At 39.3% G+C, this 26,594-nt stretch carries 23 protein-coding genes, 1 tRNA gene and 2 pseudogenes; 2 read left to right on the top strand and 24 right to left on the bottom strand.

Annotated features, from left to right (window positions below):
- On the top strand, positions 1 to 912 hold the full coding sequence (locus tag FJR73_RS03220; RefSeq protein WP_000136859.1) for a PTS system mannose/fructose/sorbose family transporter subunit IID: 912 nt from the start codon (positions 1 to 3) through the stop codon (positions 910 to 912).
- A gap of 234 nt (positions 913 to 1,146) precedes the next feature.
- On the opposite strand, the gene FJR73_RS03215 is transcribed toward FJR73_RS03220, so the two are convergent.
- The 23 genes and pseudogenes from FJR73_RS03215 to FJR73_RS03085 form a co-directional block, all read right to left on the bottom strand.
- Positions 1,147 to 1,542, bottom strand: a complete 396-nt coding sequence (locus FJR73_RS03215) for a leucine-rich repeat domain-containing protein (protein ID WP_075230488.1) — start codon at positions 1,540 to 1,542, stop codon at positions 1,147 to 1,149.
- 362 nt (positions 1,543 to 1,904) lie between these two features.
- Positions 1,905 to 2,150 (bottom strand): hypothetical protein, encoded by a 246-nt coding sequence (locus tag FJR73_RS03210; protein ID WP_004238875.1) that lies wholly within the window; start codon positions 2,148 to 2,150, stop codon positions 1,905 to 1,907.
- Positions 2,151 to 2,316: 166 nt separating this feature from the next.
- Entirely contained in the window at positions 2,317 to 2,895 is a 579-nt protein-coding gene (locus FJR73_RS03205; RefSeq protein WP_000493216.1) for a DUF4230 domain-containing protein, read from the bottom strand.
- 261 nt (positions 2,896 to 3,156) lie between these two features.
- Positions 3,157 to 4,473 (bottom strand): ISL3 family transposase, encoded by a 1,317-nt coding sequence (locus FJR73_RS03200; RefSeq protein WP_001059646.1) that lies wholly within the window; start codon positions 4,471 to 4,473, stop codon positions 3,157 to 3,159.
- 138 nt (positions 4,474 to 4,611) lie between these two features.
- Positions 4,612 to 5,946 (bottom strand): aminopeptidase C, encoded by a 1,335-nt coding sequence (gene pepC, locus FJR73_RS03195; RefSeq protein WP_140833292.1) that lies wholly within the window; start codon positions 5,944 to 5,946, stop codon positions 4,612 to 4,614.
- 111 nt (positions 5,947 to 6,057) lie between these two features.
- The gene (locus FJR73_RS03185) at positions 6,058 to 6,780 is read right to left on the bottom strand and encodes a pseudouridine synthase (protein ID WP_140833290.1); all 723 of its coding nucleotides are present in this window, start codon (positions 6,778 to 6,780) and stop codon (positions 6,058 to 6,060) included.
- Between the two features lie 267 nt (positions 6,781 to 7,047).
- Positions 7,048 to 7,278, bottom strand: coding sequence for a GlsB/YeaQ/YmgE family stress response membrane protein (locus FJR73_RS03175; RefSeq protein WP_000901572.1), 231 nt, complete (start codon positions 7,276 to 7,278; stop codon positions 7,048 to 7,050).
- A gap of 9 nt (positions 7,279 to 7,287) precedes the next feature.
- Positions 7,288 to 8,529: an aminopeptidase gene (locus FJR73_RS03170; RefSeq protein WP_140833288.1), complete on the bottom strand. Its 1,242-nt coding sequence runs from the start codon at positions 8,527 to 8,529 to the stop codon at positions 7,288 to 7,290.
- Between the two features lie 21 nt (positions 8,530 to 8,550).
- A complete protein-coding gene (locus FJR73_RS03165) occupies positions 8,551 to 8,703 on the bottom strand; it encodes a hypothetical protein (RefSeq protein WP_000776626.1) in 153 nt (50 codons plus the stop codon).
- Between the two features lie 73 nt (positions 8,704 to 8,776).
- Positions 8,777 to 10,639, bottom strand: coding sequence for a DUF262 domain-containing protein (locus FJR73_RS03160; protein ID WP_140833286.1), 1,863 nt, complete (start codon positions 10,637 to 10,639; stop codon positions 8,777 to 8,779).
- Positions 10,633 to 11,943, bottom strand: coding sequence for a DUF262 domain-containing protein (locus tag FJR73_RS03155; RefSeq protein WP_181146590.1), 1,311 nt, complete (start codon positions 11,941 to 11,943; stop codon positions 10,633 to 10,635). Before FJR73_RS03155 ends, FJR73_RS03160 begins: the two co-directional genes overlap by 7 nt.
- A gap of 7 nt (positions 11,944 to 11,950) precedes the next feature.
- Positions 11,951 to 12,904 carry a YafY family protein gene (locus FJR73_RS03150; protein ID WP_042749966.1) on the bottom strand — a complete coding sequence of 318 codons (954 nt, stop codon included), beginning with the start codon at positions 12,902 to 12,904 and terminating at the stop codon, positions 11,951 to 11,953.
- A 107-nt stretch (positions 12,905 to 13,011) separates the two neighbouring features.
- Positions 13,012 to 13,536 carry a DnaA ATPase domain-containing protein gene (locus FJR73_RS03145; protein ID WP_140833282.1) on the bottom strand — a complete coding sequence of 175 codons (525 nt, stop codon included), beginning with the start codon at positions 13,534 to 13,536 and terminating at the stop codon, positions 13,012 to 13,014.
- A gap of 87 nt (positions 13,537 to 13,623) precedes the next feature.
- Entirely contained in the window at positions 13,624 to 18,015 is a 4,392-nt protein-coding gene (locus FJR73_RS03140) for a PolC-type DNA polymerase III (RefSeq protein WP_140833280.1), read from the bottom strand.
- A gap of 103 nt (positions 18,016 to 18,118) precedes the next feature.
- On the bottom strand, positions 18,119 to 20,200 hold the full coding sequence (gene fusA, locus FJR73_RS03135) for an elongation factor G (RefSeq protein WP_000090345.1): 2,082 nt from the start codon (positions 20,198 to 20,200) through the stop codon (positions 18,119 to 18,121).
- 282 nt (positions 20,201 to 20,482) lie between these two features.
- Positions 20,483 to 20,953, bottom strand: coding sequence for a 30S ribosomal protein S7 (gene rpsG, locus FJR73_RS03130; protein WP_000087873.1), 471 nt, complete (start codon positions 20,951 to 20,953; stop codon positions 20,483 to 20,485).
- A 19-nt stretch (positions 20,954 to 20,972) separates the two neighbouring features.
- Entirely contained in the window at positions 20,973 to 21,386 is a 414-nt protein-coding gene (rpsL, locus tag FJR73_RS03125; RefSeq protein ID WP_001142332.1) for a 30S ribosomal protein S12, read from the bottom strand.
- 316 nt (positions 21,387 to 21,702) lie between these two features.
- Positions 21,703 to 22,302 (bottom strand): response regulator transcription factor, encoded by a 600-nt coding sequence (locus FJR73_RS03110; RefSeq protein ID WP_140833276.1) that lies wholly within the window; start codon positions 22,300 to 22,302, stop codon positions 21,703 to 21,705.
- Positions 22,303 to 23,400, bottom strand: coding sequence for a sensor histidine kinase (locus FJR73_RS03105; RefSeq protein WP_140833274.1), 1,098 nt, complete (start codon positions 23,398 to 23,400; stop codon positions 22,303 to 22,305). It abuts the gene before it with no gap.
- Positions 23,400 to 24,137 carry an ABC transporter permease gene (locus tag FJR73_RS03100; protein WP_140833272.1) on the bottom strand — a complete coding sequence of 246 codons (738 nt, stop codon included), beginning with the start codon at positions 24,135 to 24,137 and terminating at the stop codon, positions 23,400 to 23,402. The genes FJR73_RS03105 and FJR73_RS03100 overlap by 1 nt, the downstream gene beginning before the upstream one ends.
- Before the next feature lies 1 nt (position 24,138).
- A complete protein-coding gene (locus FJR73_RS03095) occupies positions 24,139 to 25,023 on the bottom strand; it encodes an ABC transporter ATP-binding protein (protein WP_140833270.1) in 885 nt (294 codons plus the stop codon).
- A pseudogene (locus FJR73_RS03090) lies at positions 25,010 to 25,204 on the bottom strand (hypothetical protein). The gene FJR73_RS03095 and the pseudogene FJR73_RS03090 overlap by 14 nt, the downstream one beginning before the upstream one ends.
- A complete protein-coding gene (locus tag FJR73_RS03085) occupies positions 25,201 to 25,407 on the bottom strand; it encodes a hypothetical protein (protein WP_181146589.1) in 207 nt (68 codons plus the stop codon). The pseudogene FJR73_RS03090 and the gene FJR73_RS03085 overlap by 4 nt, the downstream one beginning before the upstream one ends.
- 242 nt (positions 25,408 to 25,649) lie before the next feature.
- Here FJR73_RS03085 and FJR73_RS10235 point away from each other — a divergent pair.
- Positions 25,650 to 26,372 (top strand): annotated as a pseudogene (locus tag FJR73_RS10235) (IS630 transposase-related protein); the annotation flags it as partial.
- Between the two features lie 100 nt (positions 26,373 to 26,472).
- On the opposite strand, the gene FJR73_RS03070 reads toward FJR73_RS10235, so the two are convergent.
- Positions 26,473 to 26,546 (bottom strand) — tRNA-Pro (locus FJR73_RS03070).
- Between the last annotated feature and the right edge of the window lie 48 nt (positions 26,547 to 26,594).

Here is a 26,594-nt window from a genome sequence, read left to right as displayed (position 1 = left end):
ATGACTGAAAAACTTCAATTATCAAAATCAGATCGTAAAAAAGTTTGGTGGCGTTCACAATTCCTTCAAGGTTCTTGGAACTACGAGCGTATGCAAAACTTGGGTTGGGCTTATTCATTGATCCCAGCTATCAAAAAATTGTACACTACTAAAGAAGACCAAGCTGCTGCTCTTGAGCGTCACCTTGAGTTCTTCAACACTCACCCATACGTAGCTGCTCCAATCATGGGGGTTACTCTTGCACTTGAAGAAGAACGTGCTAACGGTGTTGAAATCGACGACGCTGCTATCCAAGGGGTTAAAATCGGTATGATGGGACCTCTTGCTGGTATCGGTGACCCAGTATTCTGGTTTACAGTTCGTCCTATCCTTGGAGCTCTTGGTGCATCACTTGCTGCATCTGGTAACTTGGTTGGCCCACTTCTCTTCTTCTTCGGATGGAATGCGATCCGTATGGCCTTCCTATGGTACACACAAGAATTTGGTTACAAAGCTGGATCTGAAATCACTAAAGACATGTCTGGTGGTATCTTGAAAGACATCACTAAAGGAGCTTCTATCCTTGGTATGTTCATCCTTGCTGTTCTTGTACAACGTTGGGTATCGATCAACTTCACTGTTAACCTTCCTGGTAAACAATTGGCTGAAGGTGCCTACATCAACTTTCCAGAAGGACCTGTATCAGGTGCTGAATTGAAAGGTATCCTTGGTCAAGCACTTGGTGGATTGAGCTTAGACAAGATTCAACCACAAACTCTCCAAGGTCAGTTGAACTCATTGATTCCAGGATTGATGGGACTTCTCCTTACTTTCCTTTGCATGTGGTTGCTTAAGAAAAAAGTATCTCCAATTACAATCATCCTTGCTCTCTTTGCAGTAGGTATCGCAGCTCGTTTCTTCGGTATCATGTAATCTTGGTGAGAATGTACAAACAAAAAAAGAATCAGGTTTATCACCTGATTCTTTTGGCTCTTTGTCAAATAGTGTTGATGAAGAACCTAATGAAAAAAGAATCCAACAAAAATTGGACTACCTGTCTCCGGTTGAATACCGAAGACGGTAGCCCTAGGGTGTTTTTATTAAATTCTCACTTTTTGGGGTCAGTCCCTAAGCCTGATAGTAATTTTTTGTTCATACTATTCCCCTTTAGTCATTTACTACTTTAAGTTGCATTGCTTTAGCTACTTCTTCTGCCTTTGATCCCTTAGGTGTATGGATTTCTACATCTGGGTTACAGTTATCCACAAAATAGAAGTATTCTGTAATTTCTGTTACACTTGCTGGAATTGTAATAGATTTAATTGATGATGTCCCCCAAAATACTAATGTTCCAATACTCTTTGTTCCTTCTGGGAATACAACTGATTCTAATGAACTATCAGAGTTGAAAACATCATCTTCTACTGTTTCTATTGACTTACCAAAGTGGACATACTTTAACTTATTGTCAATCGTAAACGCACCTTTTCCAATATATCGTACTGTATCTGGTAAAACGATTGCCTCACAATGTTTCAAGTTCGCAAGACCACGTTCTCCAATTGCGATAACAGGTTTACCTTTAATTTCCTTTGGTACACGAACAACCTTATCGTCAGAAGTACAACTATAGATGACATAACCTTCTCCCCATAAATATACGCATGTTAATATATTAATATATTTAAGTATTTATAACTATAGTTCCTTAATTTTCCCAGTAAAAAAACGAAAGGCACCACAAGTTATTTATGTGTTTTCTTTAAACGATTCATGTACTTCTGTCGCAACTTCTCACCCGCCTTTAATTGCGGTTGCGATAGATTGAGGACCTAAATATGCATCCCCTGTTATTAGTTCATTTCTATTGTATTCTGATGTTGACCGAAAGTCAAATTTTTACCTTTCATCTAGAACACTAAAGTCTACTTTTGTTCAATTGCTGCAACGACAAGGTCACATGGAATAATATGTTCACTACCTGCCACTTCATGCGTTGATCTTCTTCCACTTTCATCTGATTCACCAAGTTCCATTGTAATAACCTTTACACCAGTTACTTTCCCACTCTCATCACGCAATACTTCTTTAATATTCTCTAAGAAATGGAATGTAACACCTTCATTGTGTGCATCTTTGATTTGTAGTGTAGCTTCTAGTATATTGTTCATATGGTCATCATTCTTTTGTTTTAGGTTTCAGCGCTTTTAATATAATGGATGTTGGCCTTTTTGTATACACTAAAATAGGGTTGGTGGAAAATTTCCATCAACCCTAAAAATTATAGAACCACACAAAACCCTGACCAGAGATGGCCAGGGTTTTGTATTTCAAAAATTATTCTGTAAATTCTATAGTTACTTTTACTTCAGAATCCATTGAAGAAAATATTGTTTTATAATAATTGATTGCAGATTCTTTAATTTCACTCTTAAATTTATCTAAATACTCTGCTTGTTTATCACTAGAAAGTTGGTTAGCGACCAATTTCCCAGTATCAATATCTTCTGTAGTTCCACTTAATAACTCTCCATGACTATCATATAAATCATAAGGATTATCTTTTGAAAGTTCAACACCAATTACTTCCAATTTTGGAACAATAACCTTATATTCTTTTTCGCTTATTTGTTCAACCTTTACACTACTTTTAATTCCAAATTTAGCTTTATAATTTAAAATTACTAATGCTGCTTTTTTAGAGAACGGCACATCAAACCCAAAAACTTGAGTTGTTTTTGTTTCAGAAATAATTTCATTAATTCCCGCATTCAAAAATACAACTTCATTCACTTTTTCAATACTTTCGATATTAATTGACGATTTGACTTCTGATTTATGTTCCTTAGGTAAGAAAAATAGCACTCCAATAGCTATAATAGCTATTAATACCACATTCAATAGTACACTAAACATATTAACTTTCTTCTTTAATATAGACAAGATAAAAAAACCTCACTTTAAATAATCTATCTAAATTTTACACATTCTAAAGAAAATAGTCAATATTTTTTCGTACTATCTTCTAAAATTAATTGTGCCTATTAAAAATGAAATTAGTTTGTTGCATTTGATTATATTTTTTGAACACCAAATCCATTTAAAATTGAGTGCTATTTTGAGCACTAAAAAAGGGCTCTTTGTCAAATAGTGTTGATGAAGAAATTTAGGAAGGAATTAAGCAACTAATTGTTGCTTAATTCCTTTTTGTTTTGGGCCAAACATTTTTGTTATTAAAATAATCCTATTTCTAAAATGGTAATAGTTTCTAAAGCCGTAGGCATTTCTTTTAAGCACTTTTATTTTATTGTTTATTCCTTCAATAGGGCCATTTGTTCTAGTTGGATACTCACAAGTATTTTGAATATATGGCAAGTAAGTCATAAGAGTCTTTAATACTCTTTTTAAACCAGGAGATAGGTCTAATTGCGTAGCTGCTTCAATCGTTTCCTTGAATTCTATATAATCTCTATCCTGTATACATTCACGAAGTGAATGTACAACCTCATAATCATTTTTAAGAGATGGATTTTTTTCTAAGATATAATCTACGATTCCTTTACTTGTTATGAAGCTTTCAAAAAGCTTATAACGATTATATTTATAGTTCTGAAGTTCATTAGAGTTCTTTAAAATTAACTTCCAATAATGTTTTAACTTTCGATATAATTTAGAGTCTTTATAGCGATGCTTATTCATGACACGTACCCGAGTTCGATTTAATTCTCTATTTAAGGCTTGTACGATATGAAAAGGATCAATGATAATTTTAGCGTTAGGAAACATTTCTTTTATTAATTGAATGTACGGTAAGTACATGTCGATGGAGATAGTTTTTACCTTTAATCTAGTCTTAGGCTCAAAACGATGAAAATACTTTTTCAAGCTGTAAGATTTTCTATCTCGTACAACATCGACCAGCTTGTGTGTAGTGCTATCACAAATAATGAAGCTCATATTACTATCGGAAGATTTGACGGATTTAAATTCATCAAAACACAAATGCTCAGGTAAATCGTGTAATGGTTTAATCTTTAGTAAACGTGTTGTATCATCTATGATACGTCTTACCGTATGAACTGAAACATTTGTTTCTTTTGCGATATAGGTTTCAGATACTGTTTCACTTATTTTTGATTTAATTTCGTTTTTTAAGCGTTTAGAGATATGACAGTGTTTTTCTACGATTCGACTAGTGTCTGCGGTAAATGAAGAGCCGCATTCTCTACAGAGAAATCTCTGCTTGCGTAGATTTAAGTAGGCCGCTAGGCCTGAAACAGAACAGAGAGTGATACGAGATGTTTTCGTGCCGTTTTTAACGATATTATTATTTCGGCTAACACACCCACAAACGGTACAAAATTCTGGTTTATGCGTATAAGTAGCTGCATAAAATAAAGATTTTCTCTTTTTAAATATCTTCTCTTGAACTTTATTATCCCAAATAATGTTTTTATCTTTGATTTGTAGTGTAGCTTCTAGTATATTGTTCATATGGTCATCATCCTTTTGTTTTAGGTTTCAGCGCTTTTAATATAATGGATGTTGGCCTTTTTGTATACACTAAAATAGGGTTGGTGGAAAATTTCCATCAACCCTAAAAATTATAGAACCGTTCTTTTTATATCTCATTTATTCAGCCAAGGCTCCCATTGGATCCCATGGTGCAAGTACAATTGGTTCTGCTTCATAGGCAGCTTGTTCTTCGGCTGTCAGCAATTCTTTGCGAATAACGATTTGGTAAGTGTATTCGTCCATCCAAGCGTCTGAGGCAACAAAGTAACCATCGGTACCAACCTTGTCTCCCCAAGAGTTTTCAACCTTCCACTTGGTTGACTTCCCATTTTCGTCCAAGTCCACACCTGTCAAGACCATAGCGTGGGTCATTAAGCTTTCGCTGTAGTCCAGACGTCCAGCCTTGTCTTGAGTGAATTGAATATCCATGCTTGATTCAAAGTCATAAACATCTGTCGCAAGGATTCCAGCTTTACGATTGCTGAGCTGACCAACATCAGAACCAAACCAAACAGTCTCTCCTGCTTGCATTTGGGCAATCGCCAACTCTTTCAAGCGCTCCATTGGAACGTTGATGTAGCGAACTGCACGGCTACCAACCACATTCCCCAACATCTCAACTGTGTAAGATTTACCGTAAGGCTTGTCAGCGGTTGGAGCGTTGATAACAGAAACGTAATCTTCTAGTGGAAGATTGACATATTTCTTGTAAAATTCTTGTGGTGTAATGCCTTTTTCGCTTTGGTAGTTGTTATCCTTATCGCGATAAGCAAAGTCAAATTTACGTGGTGGAAGTCCTAAAGACATAGCAAGAAAATTAAAGATTTCTTGTAAGAGGTCTTCTTTCTTAGCTTGAACAGTCGCTTGATCTGCGCCTGAAGCAAGCAAGTCACGCAAGATTTGAGCATCTTGGCGAAGCAATTTGTTAAGGATTGCATTTAGCTCACGGCTGCTACTAGATGAAACAGACTCAGGGTAAACTGACTTGGGCACGACACCGTATTTCTCAAAGAGAGAAACGACCATATCCCATTGACCGCCATCTTGTTGTGGAGTTTGGAGTAGGAAGCTAACCTTGCGGCTTGTCAATTCTTGGTCTGCAGTCGCAATGACTTGCTCCAAGAACCAGTTTGATTTCTCATACTTGTCCCAGAAGAAGGTGTGGGCTTGTGACAGTTCAAAGTTTTCCAATTTGTATTGCGAGATGAGCTTGTGACGGAAGGTGTTAAGAGCTGCAAACATCCAGCAACGACCAGATGCTTTCTGGTTAGTTACCTTGTCCTTGGTCAAATCCAATGAGAAAACAGGTGTATTGTCTACATGGCTTTGACGGCGTTCTAGAGCTGCAAAAATCCCGTTGTGGCTAGCAGCATTTTCAATCGCTTGGTATTTGACATTTGCTTCATAGTTGGCAAATAGTTTATCAGTAAATGATTCTTGAATCGCGTTCATAGATTCCTCCTTTTATTCTACAGTCTATTATAACTCTTTTCACAAAGGAAGCAACTGAAAAACATAAAAGGCAAGGACATTATTCCTCACCTTTTTCGATTATAAACCAAATTAAGCAATGCTAGCAAGGAGAACTTCTAATTCCTCCTTAGTCAAGCGACGCCATTCTCCTCTTTGTAAATTCTCATCCAACACTAGAGTTCCCATAGTCAAACGTTGCAAGTCCACCACTTCCTTGCCACAGTAGGCCACCATACGCTTGACCTGATGAAACTTCCCTTCTGCAATGGTCACACGGATTTGGCTTTGATTCTTTTCTGTATCTACAGACACAAGCTCCAGTCTAGCGGGTTGACAGGTAAAGTCTTTGAGAGGAATACCCTCAGCAAATGTCTCCACATCTTCTTGGGTCATCATTCCCTTGACCTGAGCCAGATAAGTCTTGTCCACATGACGCTTGGGCGAAAGAAGAGCATGGGCAAGCTGGCCGTCATTAGTCAAGAGCAAAAGACCATGCGTATCGATATCCAAGCGCCCTACTGGGAAAACTTCCTTACTACGCGCCAAGTCATCCAACAAATCCAGAACGGTTCTGTGCTTGAGATCCTCAGTCGCTGAAATAACACCTTGGGGCTTGTTCATCATGTAATAGACAAACTCTTCATACTCCAACACTTGCCCATCAAAGCGAATCTCATCTATTTTTTCATCAATCTGCAATTTAGCTGATTTCTCTTTTTTACCATTTACCGTCACGCGCCCAGCCTTGAGCAAGTTTTTGACCTCAGTCCGGCTCCCCACAGCGCAGGCAACTAAAAATTTATCTAATCTCATAGAACTATTATATCATATCAAAAGGAGGCTGGTACAATGACCAACCTCCTTTTCGTTTCATACTCTTCAAAAATCTCTTCAAACCGCGTCAACGTCGCCTTGCCGTATATATGTTACTGACTTCGTCAGTTCTATCTGCAACCTCAAAACAGTGTTTTGAGCTGACTTCGTCAGTTCTATCTACAACCTCAAAACAGTGTTTTGAGCAACCTGCGGCTAGTTTCCTAGTTTGCTCTTTGATTTTCATTGAGTATCAGGTTTAAGAAATTAACTTCCTCGTCTCCAGAAAATCGCTAAGACAATCATGGAACCTAGTACTGCCGGAATAATAGCAGTTCCTGCTATTATCGGTCCCCAAGTTCCAAAAAGCAAATGGCCTATAAAGGCACCAATCCATCCGAGAAACATTTTTCCAAAACATCCCATTCGCTCTCCACGATTGGTCAGAGTACCTGCCAAGAATCCCACTAGGAGACCAACGAACATACTTCCTAACATATTATCTCCTTAATTTGCCCAATCTCCGTTACGGAAGAGTGGTACACGTGTCCCATCCTCACGGATACCATCGATATCCATTTGACTAGATCCAATCATAAAGTCCACGTGAACATCTGAACGGTTAAGCCCCGCAGCCTCAAGCTCCTCTTCACTCATCTCTGCTCCACCAACGACGCTAGTCGCATAGGCTGCACCGATAGCTAAGTGATTTGATGCATTTTCATCGAAAAGGGTGTTAAAGAAGGTAATGCCTGACTGAGAAATTGGGCTTGGATCTGGTACCAAGGCACATTCACCTAGGGCACGCGCACCCGCATTTTCAAAGACAAGGTCTTTCATGACTTGATCACCCTTCTCAGCAGTGATATCTACGATTTGTCCATCCTTAAAGGTTACCTTAATACCTTCAATGATATTTCCGTTATAGCTAAGCGGTTTTGTAGAAGTGACATAACCATCTGCGCGACGGAAGTCAGGCGCTGTGAAGACTTCCTCTGTCGGCATATTTGGCAAGAATTCTTCGCCCTGTGCATTGATAGCACCAGCTGATTCCCAAACGTGGTTCTTCGGCAAGCCAAGGGTCAAATCGGTCCCCGGTGCTGTGTAGTGAAGGGCTGAAAATTGTTCTTTATTGAGCATATCAGCTTTACTCTTAAGGATAGCTGCATGCTCTTCCCAAGCCTTAACAGGATCTGCTTCGTAGACACGGCAAGTTTTGAAAATTTGGTCCCAAAGGAGATCGACTGCTTCTTCGTCGCTCGCAGCATTTGGAAAGACTTTCTTAGCCCACTCAAGTCCAGCAGCGGCTGCTACAGTCCAGCTAACCTTGTTGGATTGAGTTGCGATTCGCATTGGCTTCATCGCAAGTCCCATAGCTTTAGCAGAAGCTGATAGCTTGTCAGCATCCACTCCGTTCAAGGCACCTGGATCAGATGAACGAACTCCAAGACGGCTAGCTTTGTTCTCCAAGAGATAGTTCATCTCAGCAATCTTGTATTCTGGCACATTGTCCAGACGCTCCATCGGCGCATGGAGGAATTTCTCACGGTTAATGACATCATCTGTCCACTGAACGATAACCTCATGCGCACCCAAGGCATAGGCTTCTTTGACGATTAGGTGAGCTAACTCACGTTGCTCCACATCGATAGAGAGAGCCAAGGTATGACCAGGTTGCACATTGATTCCGTTTGCAACCAAAAGCTTAGCGTATTTTTCTAGATTTTCTTTAAAATTTGGTAAAACCATGTAATTTTCTCTTTTCTATTTTTATTTTTCTTTCAAAGCAGAGAATAATCCTGCTAAAGCAATGGCACCTGACAAGAGTGCTGTTGATAGAAGAATTGTCTGATCAGCAAGTTCTAATTGATATTCAAATACCTTCTCAGCCGGCTTATCTTCCGCAAAAATTCTTAGTTTCATGAAATATCCTCCCTTACTAGTATATCACATATATTGGTATTTTAAAAAACAAGCTTACTGAAGCTTGTTTTAATTAGCTATTACAAAAATTTTGTACATATCTTTCCACTTCTTTTTCCATAGATTGAATCTCACCAATATCCCATCTATTTTTTTTAGAAGTTATCTCTGCCATCATCTGTAATTTTAAACTCTGGCGATGGAATATATCTTCTTTTTCCCATTGTTTTAATTTAGCTTCTGGATAGGAGTTGCCAAACCTGGAGTTCTGACTATCGGTAATAATACAAAGGTTGCCAAAGGAATGTAAAAACTCAGCAGGTAATTGGCTCTCTCCATCATGTCCATTTGGATTCTGAGGATACCAATGTTCTACGGAGCGACGATAAGCAAATTTAAAATCTTTAAACTCAATATCGTAATCTTTCTTCAATTCTTCACGATTTTTCCATAAAACATAATCTACAAAGTTAAAAGCGTAAACAGGAATTGCCCCATATTTTTTGATACTTTTATCTTCGGTAAACAATCTTTCCTCAGCATATCTCACTGCCATTTTTTCAAGAAAATCCTTAAACTGACTAGCAAATTCTGTTTGATTTAGCTCTTCAATATGGTTAAAGAGGAATTGCAAGATTTCATATAACCAACGACTGTCACGATTAGCAGTAAAGGTCACAGCAAACATGGATTGGAGGAGAATAATGTTTTTGTTTAAATTGTCAAAAGTATTGTTTTGATAATTAATTCGAACATATTTCCATCCTCTATTTTCATTTCGTTGATATGTCTCATACTGACCTCGTTTGATTTGCCATTCGGTTTCATTTTCTAATTGGACACTTTTTACGATAAACGTATCAAATATATGCTTCATAGTCAGAAGTAGTTGCCCAAATTGTTGGACCCATTCTCTATCTCGTCGTTCAATTTCAAAAATTTTCAATAATTTTTTATCATCAAATGTAGTTTCATCATTTCCTTCCATGATGAAAAAAACTTGAAGCAAAAATGTTGGAAAATCAATTACAGTCGTATAATTTGAAATATCTACTCCATTATTTACTAAGCTACTACTTTCATATTTTGTCTGAATAATTGCATCTAGTAAACTTCGTTGCTCAATTTTTTTTACTCTTATTTTCTCAAATACACTTTCCAATTTGAAGTTAGTAAATTCTTTACCAAAAATTTTCTCCCCCTCTTCATCAGAATTGTTTGGTCTACTTCGGATTTGAAAAGTTTTTATTACCGGCTTATCAAATTCTGCACAGGCGTCCCAAATTCTCGCAAATTTTTGTGCCATTTCTTGATCTTCACCAAATTTAGACATCATTTGTGCCTTAAGAATCTCATGAGCCTCTAGTTGTTCTCCTCGAGAGTTGAAACGTTCGAAATAAAGATTCAAATCTAAATCTTCAGGAAGTATACTCCGAAAAATGATGACCTTATCAAAAAGATAATCAACGAAAGACTGAGGATTAAGCTGGCGCTCCTCTAGCACTTTTTTCAATGCGTCTCTAGCATGTCTGTAGCCTCTAGTCAGCTCATTTTCATCTCCCTCTAAAATTTTTTTCTTGGCAAATAGATCTTGAATATTCTTATTTGATTTCTTCCTAGCTGGAAAGGTAAGCTTGACAGCTTTCAATCTATCAAAACCAAACTCATGCTTCAAAGCTAAGGCAATCAAATTAAGGGCTGTTGTTCGTTGTTGCCCATCTATGATTTTGAAAAGGTCATTCTCTTTATTAACGACTAATGTTCCAATATAGTAATTGTAATTATCTCTATTTTCTTGAAAAGCATCTGCTACGTCGTTCAATAACTGTTCAATTTCATCATAAGTCCAAGCAAAATTTCTCTGATAAAGAGGAATAGCATAGGTATCTTCATTTAACAAACGATTAACTGATAAGCTTATATGTGTTTCTACCATTTATCTTTTTCCTCTTCTATAATCTTGTCCACAGTATAATTTTCAAATAATTCTCTATCTATCTTGATCATGAAATCATTCGGAGTAACAGCATGGGATAAAAGTTGAAATAGCTTTTGAGCCTCTTTTTGTCTAAAACTTCCACCAGCGGCGTATTTCCCTACCGTTGCATCATATATAGCTTTAGACTTAACTCGAGGGTAATAAGACCAAATAAACAAGGTCTCTACTATCTCCTTTGATAGCTCCTCTTTTCCAAATCTATCTGCGAAAAGCGAGCAAATATTTAGGAATATATTGTGACACTTGAGGTAGCGTCCTTTTGAGCTATTGTAAATGTTTAACATACCTTCTGGGTAAGCCAAATTTTGTTCTTCCTTCTCTGACTCATTAGAGAATCCTAACTTTTTATTTAAAAATTTTTTATGAACTCTAATAGTTTCATGAGCAGATTCAATATACTCAAAAAATTTACTTCCATCAATGATTGGCATAGTAATGGACATAGGGAGCTTTTCAATATGACGATACCATTCTAAGTATGGAAAGTTCTGATTCAAATCAACGCCTTTAAAATCGTCAATAAAATCCTCTGTAAAACGGAGATAAGATCCATAACGCTTGTTTGTCAATCCTGTCTCTCCTCGCGACCAACGTCTCATACGAAAAAGATGTTTATCAAATAACTCTTTGAGACTTAAATCTTTATCTTCTACAAATTGCTCCCACTTTTCCACAATTCTTTCATCTTCGGAATCTTGCTTGCGAAGATGATAGGCTTTGAGCAAATCATGAGGTTCTAAAGATTTTCCACGATTATTCTGAGAATCAAATAACTGAAAGGCTTCAGATAATCGTTTCTTTGGCATAGTAATCACGGAGACAGAACAATTTTCCAATAAAAAATTGCAAATATCTTTTGCCTCATTTTCGCCAACCAATTGAGTCAAATTTTCCCACTCATTATAATTTTCACTCGCATGATAGCAAGATAGCTCTTCAAATACAGCAGCACTCAGCAGTTGCTTAGCACCCTTATAATTCTCTAATCTATCTAATAAATGAAGAAACAAGGAAATTGAAATTAGCCGTTGCTGTCCATCGACAATATCATATCCATCATTTTCATGTAAGATAACGGAACCAATCTGATATTCCTTTTTCCCCATAGCATCTCGTAAATCATAAAAAAGATTACGGATATGTTTTCTGTTCCATTTATAAGGTCTTTGATAAGAAGGAATCCGCAAATTCCCTTCTTTCAATAGTTCTCCAACCTTTTTAGAAGTAAATTGAATAGTCATTTTATCCTCATCTATTATATTTATCTAGCATTTCTTGAACTGTTTGCTTCATATCCTCCACTAAAATCCGAGGAGACAAAACAGTAACTGCTTCCCCTTGCCCCAACAACCAGCGTTTAAGCCCCGGTGTATGCTGACTCTCAAACTTAAAATGAGTCCAGTCGCCATTTTTCCCAACTGTTTTTGCATTTGGAAATTGATCCATCACAATCGTCGGATCGTACAAATACTCGATTTCAATACTGATTTTCTTCCCGATAAAAGCATCTACTCTCTCGTTACGAATGTCGCCATCTCTAAATTTATCTCGATAAGAAATAGAGGGTTTCTCTATATCACTAAGAGACCATGACTCGATACGGTCTACTCTTAAAGTAATATAAGTAGCATGTTTCAACTGGTAGACAACTAGATAGAAATAATGACTATCATAATAAAGAGAGACTGGCAAAACAGTCTGCCTCTTAGAAGATTCAGAATAAGGTTTTTGATAGATAATATCTAGAACCTGTTCATGCAAAATAGCTTCTGATAAATTCCAAATTTTCTCTATTCTATTTTGTTGATCCGTTAAGGGAGCATAGTTCAGCTTTTCACTTCCAATAATCTGCTCGATTTCTTTCCGATCATCACGGGGAACTAAGACCAGTAAATTATGTAGTAAACTAGCAATTTCTGGTCTATTCAGTGCTCGATTTTCCAATAAAATCTTTGAAATAACGAGAATATCCTTTTTATTAAAAACTGACTTACTTGCTAAACAATACTTATTCGTTTTACGGTTATAAAGCAAATCTCCACTATAACTGGTGTGACTAGATAAAATATCACGGAGTAGCGAAAAATCTCTCTGTATCGTCTTTTCACTAACCTCAAATTCCTGAGCCAGTTGCTTTTTTCCTAACGGAGTCCCAAACTGTAAACGTAAAAAAATCGTTAGCAGTCTCTCTTGATCATTCATTTCCAGTCCTTCTACATATTATTCAAACAATACTATTTCCAGTACATTATTATCACTTCTATAGTCTAACTAGCACTTTATATTCAAAACGATTAAAGCAAAATAAACTAGCCCTTAGATGATTTCAACTGTACCACTATGCCAGATTCGAAGAACTCAACTACGGATTCAGGCATATTTTTTAAGTCTTCGGGTAAGCAGTCTGAATATACAATGAAGAGTTTGTTTCTTTTCTTACTCTCTTTGAATCGCTGCATCCAGTATTCCTGTACCCTTTGATCAGCCTCTCCCAAAAATTGAACTCCATTCAGAAAAAGCCAATCATACTCTGTATACTCCATTTGCAGTTTTATCCATTGACTATCTTTAGAAGAAATCAAATTATCTCTCACTCGATAATATGCAAGTGATGCTATTGGAGTAGCAGGTTTTATTTTAGTTAACGTATAATAAAACAAATGCCATCTATCAGTCTCTGAAATACCGCAAATGTAAATACATTGAGAATCTTCTTTTAAGTCTATTTGTGGGAATCCGGTCCAATCATTCCCATCATCTTTCAAGCCTTTTTCAAAATTATAAATTTCCTCTTCAATTGACACATTAGAATTTAAAATTTCTTGATTCACCATATTATACTCTCTTTTCTATTATTTTTAAGAGAATTATAACAAATCAAGTGGACATATTTTGTCCACTTGATCAAAATAAGCAATTTTTTAAAACAATTCATCAAACAAACTCAACTGGTTATCCTCTGGCATATTGCCGAGGATGCCCATTTCGTCCATCTTTTCAACCAAGGTTGATGAAAGCCCTCCACGCTTACGCAATTCTGTTTTAGAAAGAAATTCTCCTTCTTCACGTGCTCGTACCAACTGCTTGGCAACGTTCTCTCCCAGACCATCCATAGCAACAAATGGCGGAATGAGGGTATCCCCATCGATGAGGAACTCTGTCGCCTGACTACGGTAGAGGTCTAATTTGCCAAACTTGAAACCACGTTCCCACATTTCATTGACGATTTCAAGAGTTGTATAGAGGTCAATTTCCACATTAGAGGCCTCATTGTTCTTCCGTTTTTCAGCGATTTCTTCCATTCTGCGTTTGATGGCCTCCAAGCCCGCACCCATGGTCTTGATATCAAAAGCCTTAGCACGGATTGAGAAGTAAGCACAGTAGTAATAAATAGGATGGTGAACCTTGAAGTAGGCCACACGCAAGGCCATCATAACGTAGGCTGCCGCGTGGGCTTTAGGGAACATGTACTTAATTTTCCCACAGGACTCGATATACCACTCTGGCACCTTATTGGCCTTCATTGCTTCGATATAGCCATTTCGCTCCTCTTCGGAAATCTTGAGCCACAATCCCTTACGTACCCGTTCCATGATGGTAAAGGCCATCTTAGGTTCGAGACCAGCATGCATGAGGTAAACCATGATGTCGTCCCGACAACCGATAACGGTTGATAGGTCCGCAATTCCCTGTTTAATCAAATCTTGGGCATTGCCCAGCCAAACGTCGGTACCGTGGGACAATCCAGACAACTGTAGCAACTCAGCAAAGGTCGTCGGATGGGTTTCATCGACCATCCCACGCACAAAGTTGGTTCCAAACTCTGGAATCCCCAACATACCCGTAGGCGTTCCGATTTGCTCAGGTGTTACCCCAAGTACATCAGTACCAGAAAAGAGAGCCATCACACCTTCGTCATCCATAGGGATTTCATTAGGATCAATCCCAGACAAATCCTGAAGTTTCCGAATCATGGTCGGATCATCATGTCCCAGTACATCTAGTTTAAGGACATTTTCATCGATATCGTGGAAGTTAAAGTGAGTGGTCTGCCATTCAGCCGTCACATCATCCGCTGGATACTGGACAGGCGTAAAATCGTAGACATCCATGTAGTTCGGAATAACAACGATTCCCCCTGGGTGTTGTCCAGTTGTTCGTTTAACCCCAGTAGCTCCCTGGGCTAAACGCTCCACCTCTGCAGCACGATAAAATTTCCCATAATCTCTCTCGTAACCCTTGACAAAGCCATAGGCTATCTTAGCTTTCACCGCACCTACCGTTCCTGCACGGAAGGCATATTCCTCACCAAAGATATCACGCACATCCAAGTGGGCACTAGGCTGATCTTCACCCGAAAAGTTCAAGTCAATATCGGGTACCTTATCCCCATCAAAACCAAGGAAAGTCTCGAAAGGAATATCCTGTCCGTTTTTGCTGAGTTTGTGACCACATTTAGGACAGTCCTTATTGGGCATATCAAAACCTGAACCATAAGAACCATCTGTGATAAACTCACTGTACTGACACTGACCACAGACATAGTGAGGAGAGAGAGGATTGACCTCTGTAATCCCAATCATGGTCGCAACGAAACTAGATCCTACAGACCCACGAGAACCAACCAAGTAACCCCGTTCATTGGAACGTTGAACCAGCATCTGCGATGCCAGATAAATCACAGCAAATCCATTCCCCAGAATAGAGGTTAGTTCTTTTTCAATCCGCAAATCAACGATATCTGGCAGCGGATTTCCATAAATCTCAAAAGCTTTCTTATAGGTCAGCTCGGCAACTGTTTCTTCAGCCTTGTCGATGAAAGGCGTATACAAGTCACCCTTAACAACCTCAACAGGTTCAAAGATATCTGCCAAGGCATTGGTGTTTTCAATAACCAATTTACGTGCCAGTTCCTCTCCCAAGAAGGCAAATTCATCCAACATTTCATTGGTTGTTCGAAAATGAGCCTTTGGCAAAGGAGCTGGTTTGGCATGTTCTCCATGACCGATAGTTCGGTTAATCATAGCCCCCTGTCCCAAACTACGGACGATAATTTCACGATAAATCTCTTCTTCAGGTTCGATATAGTGGACATTTCCCGTAGCCAAAACGGGCTTGCCAAGACGGTCTCCAACCTCTATCAAACTTTTGATAATGGTCTGGAGTTCCTCCATATCCTTGACCTGTTCCTTGGCAATCAAGGGAGCATAGATAGCTGGTGGCATGACCTCGATAAAGTCATAATACTTGGCCACCTCAACCGCCGCATCCACACCTTGGGAAACGACTGCATCAAAAACTTCACCTTCAGAGCAAGCTGAACCTAAAATCAAACCTTCCCGATGGGCATCTAGAACCGTTCTCGGAATCCGTGGCACCCCTTCAAAATACTTGGTATTAGACAAGGAAACCAGCTTAAAGATATTTTTTAGTCCTACTTGATTCTTGACATAAATGGTCGCATGCTTGATCCTAGCTTTTTTATAAGAATCTGGACTAATCAAATCAATGTTAAGTCTAGCTAGATCGGTCACACCATGTTTCTCTGCCACTTCTTTGATAAAGATGAAAAGCAGACGACCAGTCGCTTCCGCATCGTAGTTGGCCATGTGGTGATGTTCCAAAGCCACACCAAAACGCTTAGTCAAAGGTCCCAAACCATGACGTTTATATTCAGGATAGAGATTTCTAGCAAACTCCAGCGTATCAATAACTGGTTGACTAATCTTTGGCAGACCATGACGCTCATAATTGGCATTCATAAAGCCAACATCAAAGGTCGCATTGTGAGCGACTAGGACCGTATCTTTGCAAAATTCTTGGAATTCTTGCAAAACTTGTTCTAGTGGTTTGGCATTTTTGACATGATCATCTGTAATTCCAGTCAACTCAGTAGTAAAGGCTGATAATGGATGCCCTGGATTGATAAATTCATCAAATTCGGCAATAACATTCCCCTTGTACGTCTTAGAGGCCGCAACCTGAATCAAGTCATTATAGATGGCTGATAGACCCGTCGTTTCCACGTCAAAGACCACATAGGTTGCTTCTGACAAGTCCAGCTCCACTTCGTTATAGACGATAGGGACACGATCCTCCACGATATTGGCTTCCATTCCATAGATTAGCTGGATTCCCGCTTTCTTAGCAGCCTTATAGCCGTGTGGGAAGGATTGAACATTTCCATGGTCCGTGATGGCAACTGCCTTGTGTCCCCATTTAGCAGCTGTCGCAACGATTTCTTCAACCTCTGGTAGAGCATCCATAGTCGACATATTAGTATGAGCATGAAACTCAACCCGACGCTCACCCTCTGGCATCAAATCCTTCCGCTCATAGTGAACAACTTCCTGCACATCCTGCACGTTCATAGTCAAATCGCGTGTGAAGTTATTCATCTCCACATTCCCACGAACTCGGAGCCAAGAATTTTTCTTAATTAGATCAAATTTCTGAGCCTCTTCCTCGTTCTTAACCCACTTTTGCATAGAAAAACTGGAAGTGTAGTCTGTCATTTTAAAGTTGATCAAAACACGCCCTGTTCTGGTCACTTTTTGCTCCACATCAAAAACAACCCCTTCAAAGACCAGACGATTTTCCTCCGTCGTCACTTCGATCATAGGAGTAATCTCCGCCTTGTCCAGCTTGGGTTTAGCTGCAGCTTTTTTGGCTTGAAAATCAAAGGCTGGTTTCTCTTCTGCTGGAGGTGGCGCCATCTGTTCTAGTTGTTCCATAGCACGGAGCGCTTCCTCATTGGCCACTTGAACAATCTGCTCATTTTCAGTATGAAAGGCCTCTTCCTGCTCTTGGGTCAGCACATCATTTTTCTCTACTTGACAATTAAAAGTTGGAAAGCCAAACTTCTCAAGTTGTTTAGCTAAATTAGGAAGGTGATTTTTCTTAAAGTGTTCCTTATCAATCGCCTCAGATCCTTCAATAAAGAGTTGATTGCCCTCCGCACGAACTCGCAAATTCTGATAAAGGGACTTAAAACCTTGACTAGCACATGGCCCCTCAGAAAAAGCCTCTCTATAGTAGGACTGCAAGAGTTGATTTGAAAATTCTTGAGACAGAGTCTTGATGTCGAAAACAGCTTTATTGCCTGTCTTAGAAAATTCTTCGCTCAAACCTTTCTTTAATTCTAAAAAGATTTCAATCGGTAAAATATTAGAAAATACGAAATGAAACTCCCATACCTTACTAATTTTATGAACCACAACTCGCTCAATATCACCCTGTTCTAAAGCAGAAGCCTGTCTCATTTCAGCAGGCATCCCCAGTTGATTCATCAAAATTTCAAAACTGTTTGACATTCATTTTCCTCACATTATTCTCCTACTATTTTACCATATTTAGAGGTATTTTCTAAAGACAAAAGGAAGCCACTAAGTGACTTCCTTCTAGAGTGAGGACAGATTAGTCTTCACCTTTGTTTTTCTTAATGATTTCTTCTTGTACTGACTTAGGTACATCTTCATAGTGGTCAAATACCATCATGAATGTACCACGTCCTTGAGATGCAGAACGAAGAACTGTTGCGTAACCGAACATTTCAGCAAGTGGAACGTAAGCACGAACGATTTGGCTGTTACCGTGTGCTTCCATACCATCAACACGTCCACGACGAGCAGTTACGTGACCCATAACATCACCAAGGTTTTCTTCTGGAACAGTGATTGTTACAAGCATCATTGGCTCAAGGATAGCTGGTTGTGCTGATTTAGCAGCTTCTTTAAGGGCAAGTGAAGCTGCAATCTTGAAGGCAGTTTCAGATGAGTCGACATCGTGGTATGAACCGTCGTAAAGCTTAGCTTTAACGTCAACCATTGGGTAACCTGCAAGAACACCGTTAGCCATAGATTCTACCAAACCTTTTTCAACCGCTGGGATAAATTCACGAGGAACCACACCACCGACGATTGCGTTTTCGAATTCGAATCCTTTACCTTCTTCGTTTGGAGTAAATTCAATCCATACATCACCGAATTGACCTTTACCACCAGACTGACGTTTGAAGAATCCACGTGCTTGAGTAGAAGCGCGGAATGTTTCACGGTAAGATACTTGAGGAGCACCTACGTTCGCTTCAACTTTGAACTCACGACGCATACGGTCAACAAGGACGTCAAGGTGAAGCTCACCCATACCAGAGATAACTGTTTCACCAGTTTCAACGTTTGTTTCAACGCGGAATGTTGGATCTTCTTCAGCCAATTTTTGAAGGGCGATACCCATCTTATCTTGGTCTGCTTTAGATTTTGGCTCAACCATCAATTGGATAACTGGTTCTGGAACATTGATTGACTCAAGGATGATTTTAGCTTTTTCATCTGTCAATGAGTCACCAGTTGTAGTATCTTTCAAACCAACGGCAGCAGCGATATCACCTGAGTAAACAGTGTCGATTTCTTGACGGCTGTTAGCGTGCATTTGAAGGATACGTCCGATACGTTCACGTTTACCTTTAGAAGTGTTCAATACGTATGAACCTGATTGAAGCACACCTGAGTAAACACGGAAGAATGTCAAACGACCTACGAATGGGTCAGTCATGATCTTGAAGGCAAGAGCTGCAAATGGCTCTTCGTCAGAGGCTGGACGAGTTTCTTCAGCGTCTGTATCTGGGTTAATACCTTTGATAGCTGGGATATCAAGTGGGCTTGGAAGGTAGTCAATAACTGCATCAAGCATCAATTGAACACCTTTGTTTTTGAAAGCTGAACCACACAATACTGGGAAGAATTCAACGTTGATAGTAGCTTTACGGATACCAGCTTTCAATTCTTCGTTAGTGATTTCTTCACCTTCGAGGTATTTCATCATCAATTCTTCGTCAGTTTCAGCAACTGCTTCGATCAATTTTTCACGGTATTCTTGAGCTTGGTCAAGGTATTCAGCTGGGATGTCTTCTTCAAGGATATCTGTACCAAGGTCGTTCGTATAGATTTCAGCTTTCATCTTGATCAAGTCGATGATACCACGGAAGTCATCCTCAGAACCGATTGGCAATTGGATTGGGTGTGCATTTGCTTGAAGACGATCGTGAAGTGTGCTTACAGAGTAAAGGAAGTCAGCACCGATTTTGTCCATTTTGTTGGCAAATACGATACGTGGAACTCCGTACTCAGTCGCTTGACGCCAAACTGTTTCAGTTTGAGGCTCAACACCTGATTGTGAGTCAAGAACGGTAACCGCACCATCCAATACACGAAGAGAACGTTGTACTTCGATTGTGAAGTCCACGTGTCCTGGTGTGTCGATGATGTTTACGCGGTGGTTGTTCCATTGAGCTGTTGTCGCAGCAGATGTGATAGTAATACCACGCTCTTGCTCTTGCTCCATCCAGTCCATTTGTGACGCACCTTCGTGAGTTTCACCGATTTTGTGGATTTTACCAGTGTAGTAAAGAATACGCTCAGTAGTTGTTGTTTTACCGGCATCGACGTGAGCCATGATACCGATATTACGAGTTTTTTCAAGTGAAAATTCGCGTGCCATGAGGTTTGTTTCTCCTATTTATTTTTGATTTCTATTCTATTATAACATGATTTTAATAAAAACGGATAGGCAGGACCTACCCGTTCTCAATGTTTTCATGCTACTGTTGGTTTCAACCTGTAGATTTACAAGTTAAATTGAACTCGGGCTAAAAGGCCAAGTTAGTTGAGTTGAGCTCAAGCTAAAAGTCTGGAGAAAAAGATGAATCTCATTGGTTGCAATCGCAACCTGCTTTGATTCCCTATTTTCTCTGGGACTTTCTTAACGCTTTCGCATCCTATATTACCAACGGAAGTGTGCAAATGCACGGTTAGCTTCAGCCATACGGTGAGTGTCTTCACGTTTCTTAACAGCTGCACCAGTGTTGTTAGCAGCATCCAAGATTTCTTTTGCAAGACGGTCTTGCATTGTGTGCTCACCACGAAGACGAGCGATTGTTACCAACCAACGAAGTCCAAGTGTTGTACGACGTTCTGGACGAACTTCAACTGGGACTTGGTAGTTAGAACCACCAACACGACGTGCACGTACTTCAAGTACAGGCATGATGTTTTCCATAGCTGTTTCAAATACTTCAAGTGCATCGTTTCCAGTAGCTTCTTTGATTTGCTCAAAGGCACCGTAAACGATTGAAGCAGCTGTACCACGTTTACCATCAAGCATAACGCGGTTGATAAGACGAGTAACTAGTTGTGAATTGTAAAGCGGATCTGGCAATACGTCACGTTTTGGAGCTCTATTTTTACGACTCATTTCTCTTTATCCCCTTTCCTTATGCTTTTGGACGTTTAGTACCGTATTTAGAACGGCCTTGTTTACGATCGTTAACACCTGCAGTATCAAGTGCACCACGGACGATATGGTAACGTACCCCTGGAAGGTCTTTTACACGTCCACCACGAAGAAGAACCACGCTGTGCTCTTGCAAGTTGTGTCCGATACCTGGGATGTAGGCAGTAACTTCGATAAGGTTGCTCAAACGTACACGAGCGAATTTACGAAGGGCTGAGTTAGGTTTTTTAGGTGTCATTGTTCCAACACGAGTTGCAACACCACGTTTTTGTGGTGAAGAAACGTTTGTTTGAACTTTTTTATGACTGTTGTAACCAACGTTCAAAGCTGGTGATTTAGATTTTTCTACTTTTGATTTACGCGGTTTGCGAACCAATTGGTTAATTGTAGGCATCTACATTCTCCTGTGTTTTTTTTTATTTTTGGTGATGATACACTTGGTGACAGCTATCATCTGTGTGTACTTTTGCAACATTTGTCAGCACGTCCCTGTACACTCTTGAGAGACCAAAAGTAAAAAGTACCGTCTATTATTGTAACAAATTTTTCCCTTGGTTGTCAAGATATTTTTCTTTTTTATTCTTAATTTTAGCTCTTTTGTAGTGCTCCCCCAAAAAAGAAAAAGGAGGAATCCCCCCTCTCCTAAAGTTAGTATTGTTCCATTCAATCCCATCAACTTTAGCATATAATGTTCAAAAAATATTATATCATCACAACCAACCAGATTCTTTCGCGATATTAGCTGCCTCTGTTCGATTACCTGCATCTAGTTTTGAAAGAATATTGGTGACATAGTTTCGAATGGTTCCGTTGGATAGATAAAGTTTGTCTGCAATTTCTTGATTAGATAAACCCTGAGCGATTCCCTTTAAAACTGCGATTTCTTGCTCTGTTAATGGATTGGGATGCGTCATCACCACTTCCATCAATTCAGGCGAATACTCCTTGCGTCCCTCTAGGACGGTGTGCAAGGTTTGCATGAGGTCTGCAATGTTTCTTTCTTTTAATACATAAGCATCTACTCCAGCCTTGACCGCACGTTCAAAATACCCAGGACGCTTGAAGGTCGTCACTACAACCACCCTTGTTTCAAGCTTTTCTGCTCGTATCCATTCCAAGACTTCAAGACCTGTCTTAACAGGCATTTCGACGTCAAGGATGGCAATATCTACTACTTCTTTCCCCAAAACCTCAATAGCTTCAGCTCCATTTTTCGCCTGCAAGACGGTCTCCACATCAGGTTGAAGAGTGAGCAATTGACACATGGCGTCTCTAAGCATACTTTGATCTTCTGCGACTAATACTTTCATCTACTTTCTCTCCTTATAAGGCAGATGCACGCGCACATCTGTGGGATCTTTCAAACTGACCAGCTCTACTTGACCTGAGAAGGCTGTTGCACGATCACGGACTGTATGAAGTTCATTTCCTTTTACAGTTGCAAATCCTTTCCCGTCATCTCTAACTGTCAGGACCAATTCCTGATCTGTACGTTCCAGTTTTAGGTAGGCTTTTTCAGCTCTGGCATGCTTGATGATATTGGTCGCCAGTTCTAACAAAACCATAGCAGCCGTCGACTCCACATCCTGAGTCAAACTAGCCTTGTCCAATTGATTGTCAACTTGAACCTCAATGCCAGCAATTTCCAGCATCTTCTTAACAGTCTCAAGCTCTGATGCTAGGGTCCGTGATTTCAGATTTTCCACGATGGTTCGTACTTCATTCATGGAATCCTTGCTGATCTGGTGAATTTCTTTTAATTCCTTTTCCACCTGTGGATATGCCTCCATCTGAAACAACTGCAAGGCTAAATCTGTCTTGACACTCAGCATAGCAAAGGTGTGTCCCAAACTATCATGCAAATCTTGACCGATACGACTGCGTTCATTTTCAGCAAGCAATAGATTTATCTGGGCATTTTGCTTAGCCTGTGCTTCTTTCAAATCCTCCACAATCCGAATCCGAACCAAGCCAAAAGTCATTAAATCGACAAAAGCAAGAATTACAAGTAGATAGAATAGAAACTCAACTTCGATTCTCTGAAAAATCAACAGTTGCCCCACAACAAGGACTTGAGCAAGGAGAAAAGTCCAGACATGTAAAGACTTTAAACCACCTACGCTGAAATGATAACTTAAGAGATTGGATAGGAAAAAGAAAAACCAGATATAATTAACAGCAACAAAGGCAGTATTCCCAACTACATAGACCAGCATGATGCCCCAGAAAAGCCAAGATAGGCGCTGATTCTTAGTTGTTAAAACACCCAAATACGCCACTACAAATAGAATATCAATCAATAAATGCCAGACAGGAAGCCACCCAGTCACTACAGGTAGGATGGGGAAAATCATAAAAATTAAACTGACCCAGAACATATAATGTATGCTTTTCAGTCTTTCAAGCATTAAGCATTCTCCTTATGACCTTGAAGGTAAATGGTCAAACCAAACAAAACTGCTGAAAAAACAAGTAGATAAACTGTGGCTGATAAATTGATGCCACCCTCGTTTAAGAAGGTCTTGAGCAGCTCCATCAACTGATAGCTTGGTAGACGCTTCCCGATTGCTTGCATCCAGTCTGGAAATAAAGAGACAGGCATCCAGAGTCCGCCTAAAACAGCCAAGCCAAAGTAAAGAAGATTGCCCACGACAGACATCAGCTGACTGGACGGCAAGAGAGTCAGGGTTAAGCCAAGTGCTACAAAGGCAACACTTCCTACTATCAGCAAGAACGCAGCCCCAATCCAGTTTCCAAGAGACATATCCACACCTCTTACAAAATGCCCAACTGAGAAAACAACCAGAATTGAGACCAAATAATCAACCATCATACTTGTTATCTTTGATAGATAATATTCTACCATATTTACAGGGCTATGACGTATTATTTTCTGCCAATTGTTGATCTTGTCGGTATGTAAAACAACTGGGAATGAAAAGATAGCTGTTGACATCATGGAAAAGGCTGTCATGGAGATGAGGTAGTCGCGCATAAAATTAGCCGGTCCACCTGGTGTTTCCTGGTACATGCCTGAAAAGAATAAATAGAAGGCTGTCGGCATCCCTACTGATAATAAATAATAGACTAGTTGCCGTTTGGTCAATAGAAATTCTATTTTATTTAATGCGATCCATCGTTTCATCTTAGTCATCTCCCTTCTGTGTTTCTTCAAAGATTGTATCTAGCAAACTACGGTTATTAACTTCGATTTCTTGTATGCTACATCCTGCTTGAACTAACAGTTGCCAAAAAGCATTTGCCTCTCGTGTGACTACTTGCAGAGCATCTTGTTTTTGTACCCAGTTTTCAACCAAGTTAGACTGCTCAACAATTTCCTTGTATGCTAGAGGAAGGATAAAATGCTTTTCAATCTCCTCACTACGCATAGCTAGAGGCGTCGTATCACGAATCAACTCTCCCTTATTTAAAACCAAAATCCGGTCAGCTGTATGTTCTACCTCTTCGATGTAATGGGACGAATAGAGAATGGTAACTCCCTTAGCTTTTAGCTCCTGAACAATTTCCCAAAAGCGTTGACGGGTTGAAGTATCCATGGCAGCAGTCGGCTCATCTAAAAAGACTAGCTTTGGTCGGCCAATCAAGGTCAAGACAAAAGAGAAGAGACGCTTTTGCCCACCTGACAATTTTTCTGCAAATTGCTCTTTCTGTTGCTTGTCAAACTGCAATAGTTGATCAATCTCCTGATTATTCAAGGGATTTGGATAAATACTTTGAAAGAAAGAAATCAACTCTTTGACCTTTAATTTCTGAACGATGACATTTTCTTGAGGCAGGTAGCCTCTAATATAGTCTAACTGAGAACTCGTCACTGGCAAGCCTTGGATGGATACTTGACCACTTGTGACCAGTTTATCTCCAAGCAAACAGTCCAAGAGTGTGGTCTTTCCAGCACCATTGGGCCCAATCAAGGCGACGCATTCACCTTCTGCCACTTCAAAGGAAATACCTTTCAATATAGCCTTGCTCTTGATGCTTTTATTTAGGCTTTCTACCTTAATCATGTTCATGATATTCTCCTTTCAGCCACTCCTTTCCCACCGGAAAGGCGATAAAAATCATAAATCCTAATCCCCAGGCACCGCGAATAGCTTGGTGCAGGAAGGCTTGATCAAACTAACCTGTAAACATTTCTACCAACCATACCACTAGTGATAGTCCAATAAAAAGATAGAGAATCGCTTTTTTCATTTTTCAAACTCCTTTTTCACATCTGAGACCAATTTCAAACCTTCTCGGATCAACCAAGACATGATTCCAAAACCTGCAAATAGCTCCCAAGGAAAATGATAGAAGCCTTCATCCAATCCTGAAAACATGAAATAAGTCATGACTCCTGCTGCTACTAAACTCATTGCGACAATTACTTTATCTTTCATTTTTTCTTCCTCCATTTCATACTTCAATTATAGTCTTTTGAAGTTAGCGGAGCTAGAAGCTTCTGTCACTAGAAAATATGACAAATGTCATAAAAGATTCTGTTCAAAGCAAGCAAAATACACTATACAATAAAACATGAGGTGGAAAAGAATCTATAGTTATTTCCTTCAAAGTGATAGAAAATTTAAACTATAATATAAACTAATACTCATTTATAGTTTCTTAGTTTTAAATAAGCATATTACAATAAAACTCTGCATATAGTACAGATTTTAAACAAGGAGCATTAGATTACATTAAAGAGGGATACAGCCATGTCGAAGCAACTAAAGTTTTTGATGTTGGCGTCAGAACTCTCTTCACGTGGGAAAAGAAAGACGCGAACAAGGACACTTAGAGCGGAGAAAGCGAGTCGTCAAAAAGCGGAAGATTACTTTAGAGGAATTGAAAGCCTTTGTAGAGGCTCATCCAGACACTTTTTTACGGGAAATTGTGGCACATTTTAATTGTGCTGTTCCTTCAGTATGGGCAGCTTTAAAGCAGTTTCATGTCGCTTTAAAAAAAGACGACTAGCTTTAAGGAACAAAATCCAGAGAAAGTCGATGAGTTTCTTTATATTTTGAATATCCTAAAAGATTTACCAGTCGTATATATTAATGAAACAGGAATCGACTGCTACCTCTATCGTCCTTATGCACGGGCTCCTAGAGGGGAGAAAGTCTATGAAAAGATTAGCGGACTTCAATTGTTGCAGGACAAGTAGACGGAGAGTTTATATCTCCTATGATTTACAAGGAAAGTACGATGAGTGGTTTCTTTGTGGAGTGGTTCAAAACGCAACTACTACCTCTTTTGAAGAGCCCTCATGTCATTGTCATGGACAATGCTAGTTTTCATCCTAAAAAAGAAAGTGACGGATTTATCAAGGGAAGTACCAAATCTTTTTGAATGTTTGAAACGCTTTTTTAAAACTAAATGACTATAGAATGAATTACTGAAATTCAAAAAAGAGAGAACCAAAATGATTCTCTCTTAATTTTAAAAATAAAAAAGATACACATAGGTATCTCTTTAATGAATCGGGAAGACAGGATTCGAACCTGCGACACCTTGGTCCCAAACCAAGTACTCTACCAAGCTGAGCTACTTCCCGAGTTAAATAGAAAAATGCACCCTAGAGGAGTCGAACCTCTAACCGCCT

The organism is Streptococcus sp. D2, from assembly GCF_006385825.1.
Taxonomy (GTDB): Bacteria; Bacillota; Bacilli; order Lactobacillales; family Streptococcaceae; genus Streptococcus; species Streptococcus shenyangsis.
The sequence above is the reverse complement of the archived record's forward strand: the minus strand, read 5'-3'. Positions and strand labels throughout refer to the sequence as shown.

Coding starts and splice junctions, on each gene's coding strand:
- FJR73_RS03150 (WP_042749966.1), bottom strand. CDS start 12,904: ATGAATGATCAAGAGAGACTGCTAACGATTTTTTTACGTTTACAGTTT.
- FJR73_RS03170 (WP_140833288.1), bottom strand. CDS start 8,529: ATGGTTTTACCAAATTTTAAAGAAAATCTAGAAAAATACGCTAAGCTT.
- FJR73_RS03165 (WP_000776626.1), bottom strand. CDS start 8,703: ATGAAACTAAGAATTTTTGCGGAAGATAAGCCGGCTGAGAAGGTATTT.
- pepC (WP_140833292.1), bottom strand. CDS start 5,946: ATGAACGCGATTCAAGAATCATTTACTGATAAACTATTTGCCAACTAT.
- FJR73_RS03220 (WP_000136859.1), top strand. CDS start 1: ATGACTGAAAAACTTCAATTATCAAAATCAGATCGTAAAAAAGTTTGG.
- FJR73_RS03175 (WP_000901572.1), bottom strand. CDS start 7,278: ATGTTAGGAAGTATGTTCGTTGGTCTCCTAGTGGGATTCTTGGCAGGT.
- FJR73_RS03210 (WP_004238875.1), bottom strand. CDS start 2,150: ATGAACAATATACTAGAAGCTACACTACAAATCAAAGATGCACACAAT.
- FJR73_RS03155 (WP_181146590.1), bottom strand. CDS start 11,943: ATGACTATTCAATTTACTTCTAAAAAGGTTGGAGAACTATTGAAAGAA.
- FJR73_RS03110 (WP_140833276.1), bottom strand. CDS start 22,302: ATGAAAGTATTAGTCGCAGAAGATCAAAGTATGCTTAGAGACGCCATG.
- rpsL (WP_001142332.1), bottom strand. CDS start 21,386: ATGCCTACAATTAACCAATTGGTTCGCAAACCGCGTAAATCAAAAGTA.
- FJR73_RS03100 (WP_140833272.1), bottom strand. CDS start 24,137: ATGAAACGATGGATCGCATTAAATAAAATAGAATTTCTATTGACCAAA.
- FJR73_RS03145 (WP_140833282.1), bottom strand. CDS start 13,536: ATGGTGAATCAAGAAATTTTAAATTCTAATGTGTCAATTGAAGAGGAA.
- FJR73_RS03160 (WP_140833286.1), bottom strand. CDS start 10,639: ATGGTAGAAACACATATAAGCTTATCAGTTAATCGTTTGTTAAATGAA.
- FJR73_RS03205 (WP_000493216.1), bottom strand. CDS start 2,895: ATGTTTAGTGTACTATTGAATGTGGTATTAATAGCTATTATAGCTATT.
- rpsG (WP_000087873.1), bottom strand. CDS start 20,953: ATGAGTCGTAAAAATAGAGCTCCAAAACGTGACGTATTGCCAGATCCG.
- FJR73_RS03200 (WP_001059646.1), bottom strand. CDS start 4,473: ATGAACAATATACTAGAAGCTACACTACAAATCAAAGATAAAAACATT.
- fusA (WP_000090345.1), bottom strand. CDS start 20,200: ATGGCACGCGAATTTTCACTTGAAAAAACTCGTAATATCGGTATCATG.
- FJR73_RS03095 (WP_140833270.1), bottom strand. CDS start 25,023: ATGAACATGATTAAGGTAGAAAGCCTAAATAAAAGCATCAAGAGCAAG.
- FJR73_RS03140 (WP_140833280.1), bottom strand. CDS start 18,015: ATGTCAAACAGTTTTGAAATTTTGATGAATCAACTGGGGATGCCTGCT.
- FJR73_RS03085 (WP_181146589.1), bottom strand. CDS start 25,407: ATGGAGGAAGAAAAAATGAAAGATAAAGTAATTGTCGCAATGAGTTTA.
- FJR73_RS03105 (WP_140833274.1), bottom strand. CDS start 23,400: ATGCTTGAAAGACTGAAAAGCATACATTATATGTTCTGGGTCAGTTTA.
- FJR73_RS03185 (WP_140833290.1), bottom strand. CDS start 6,780: ATGAGATTAGATAAATTTTTAGTTGCCTGCGCTGTGGGGAGCCGGACT.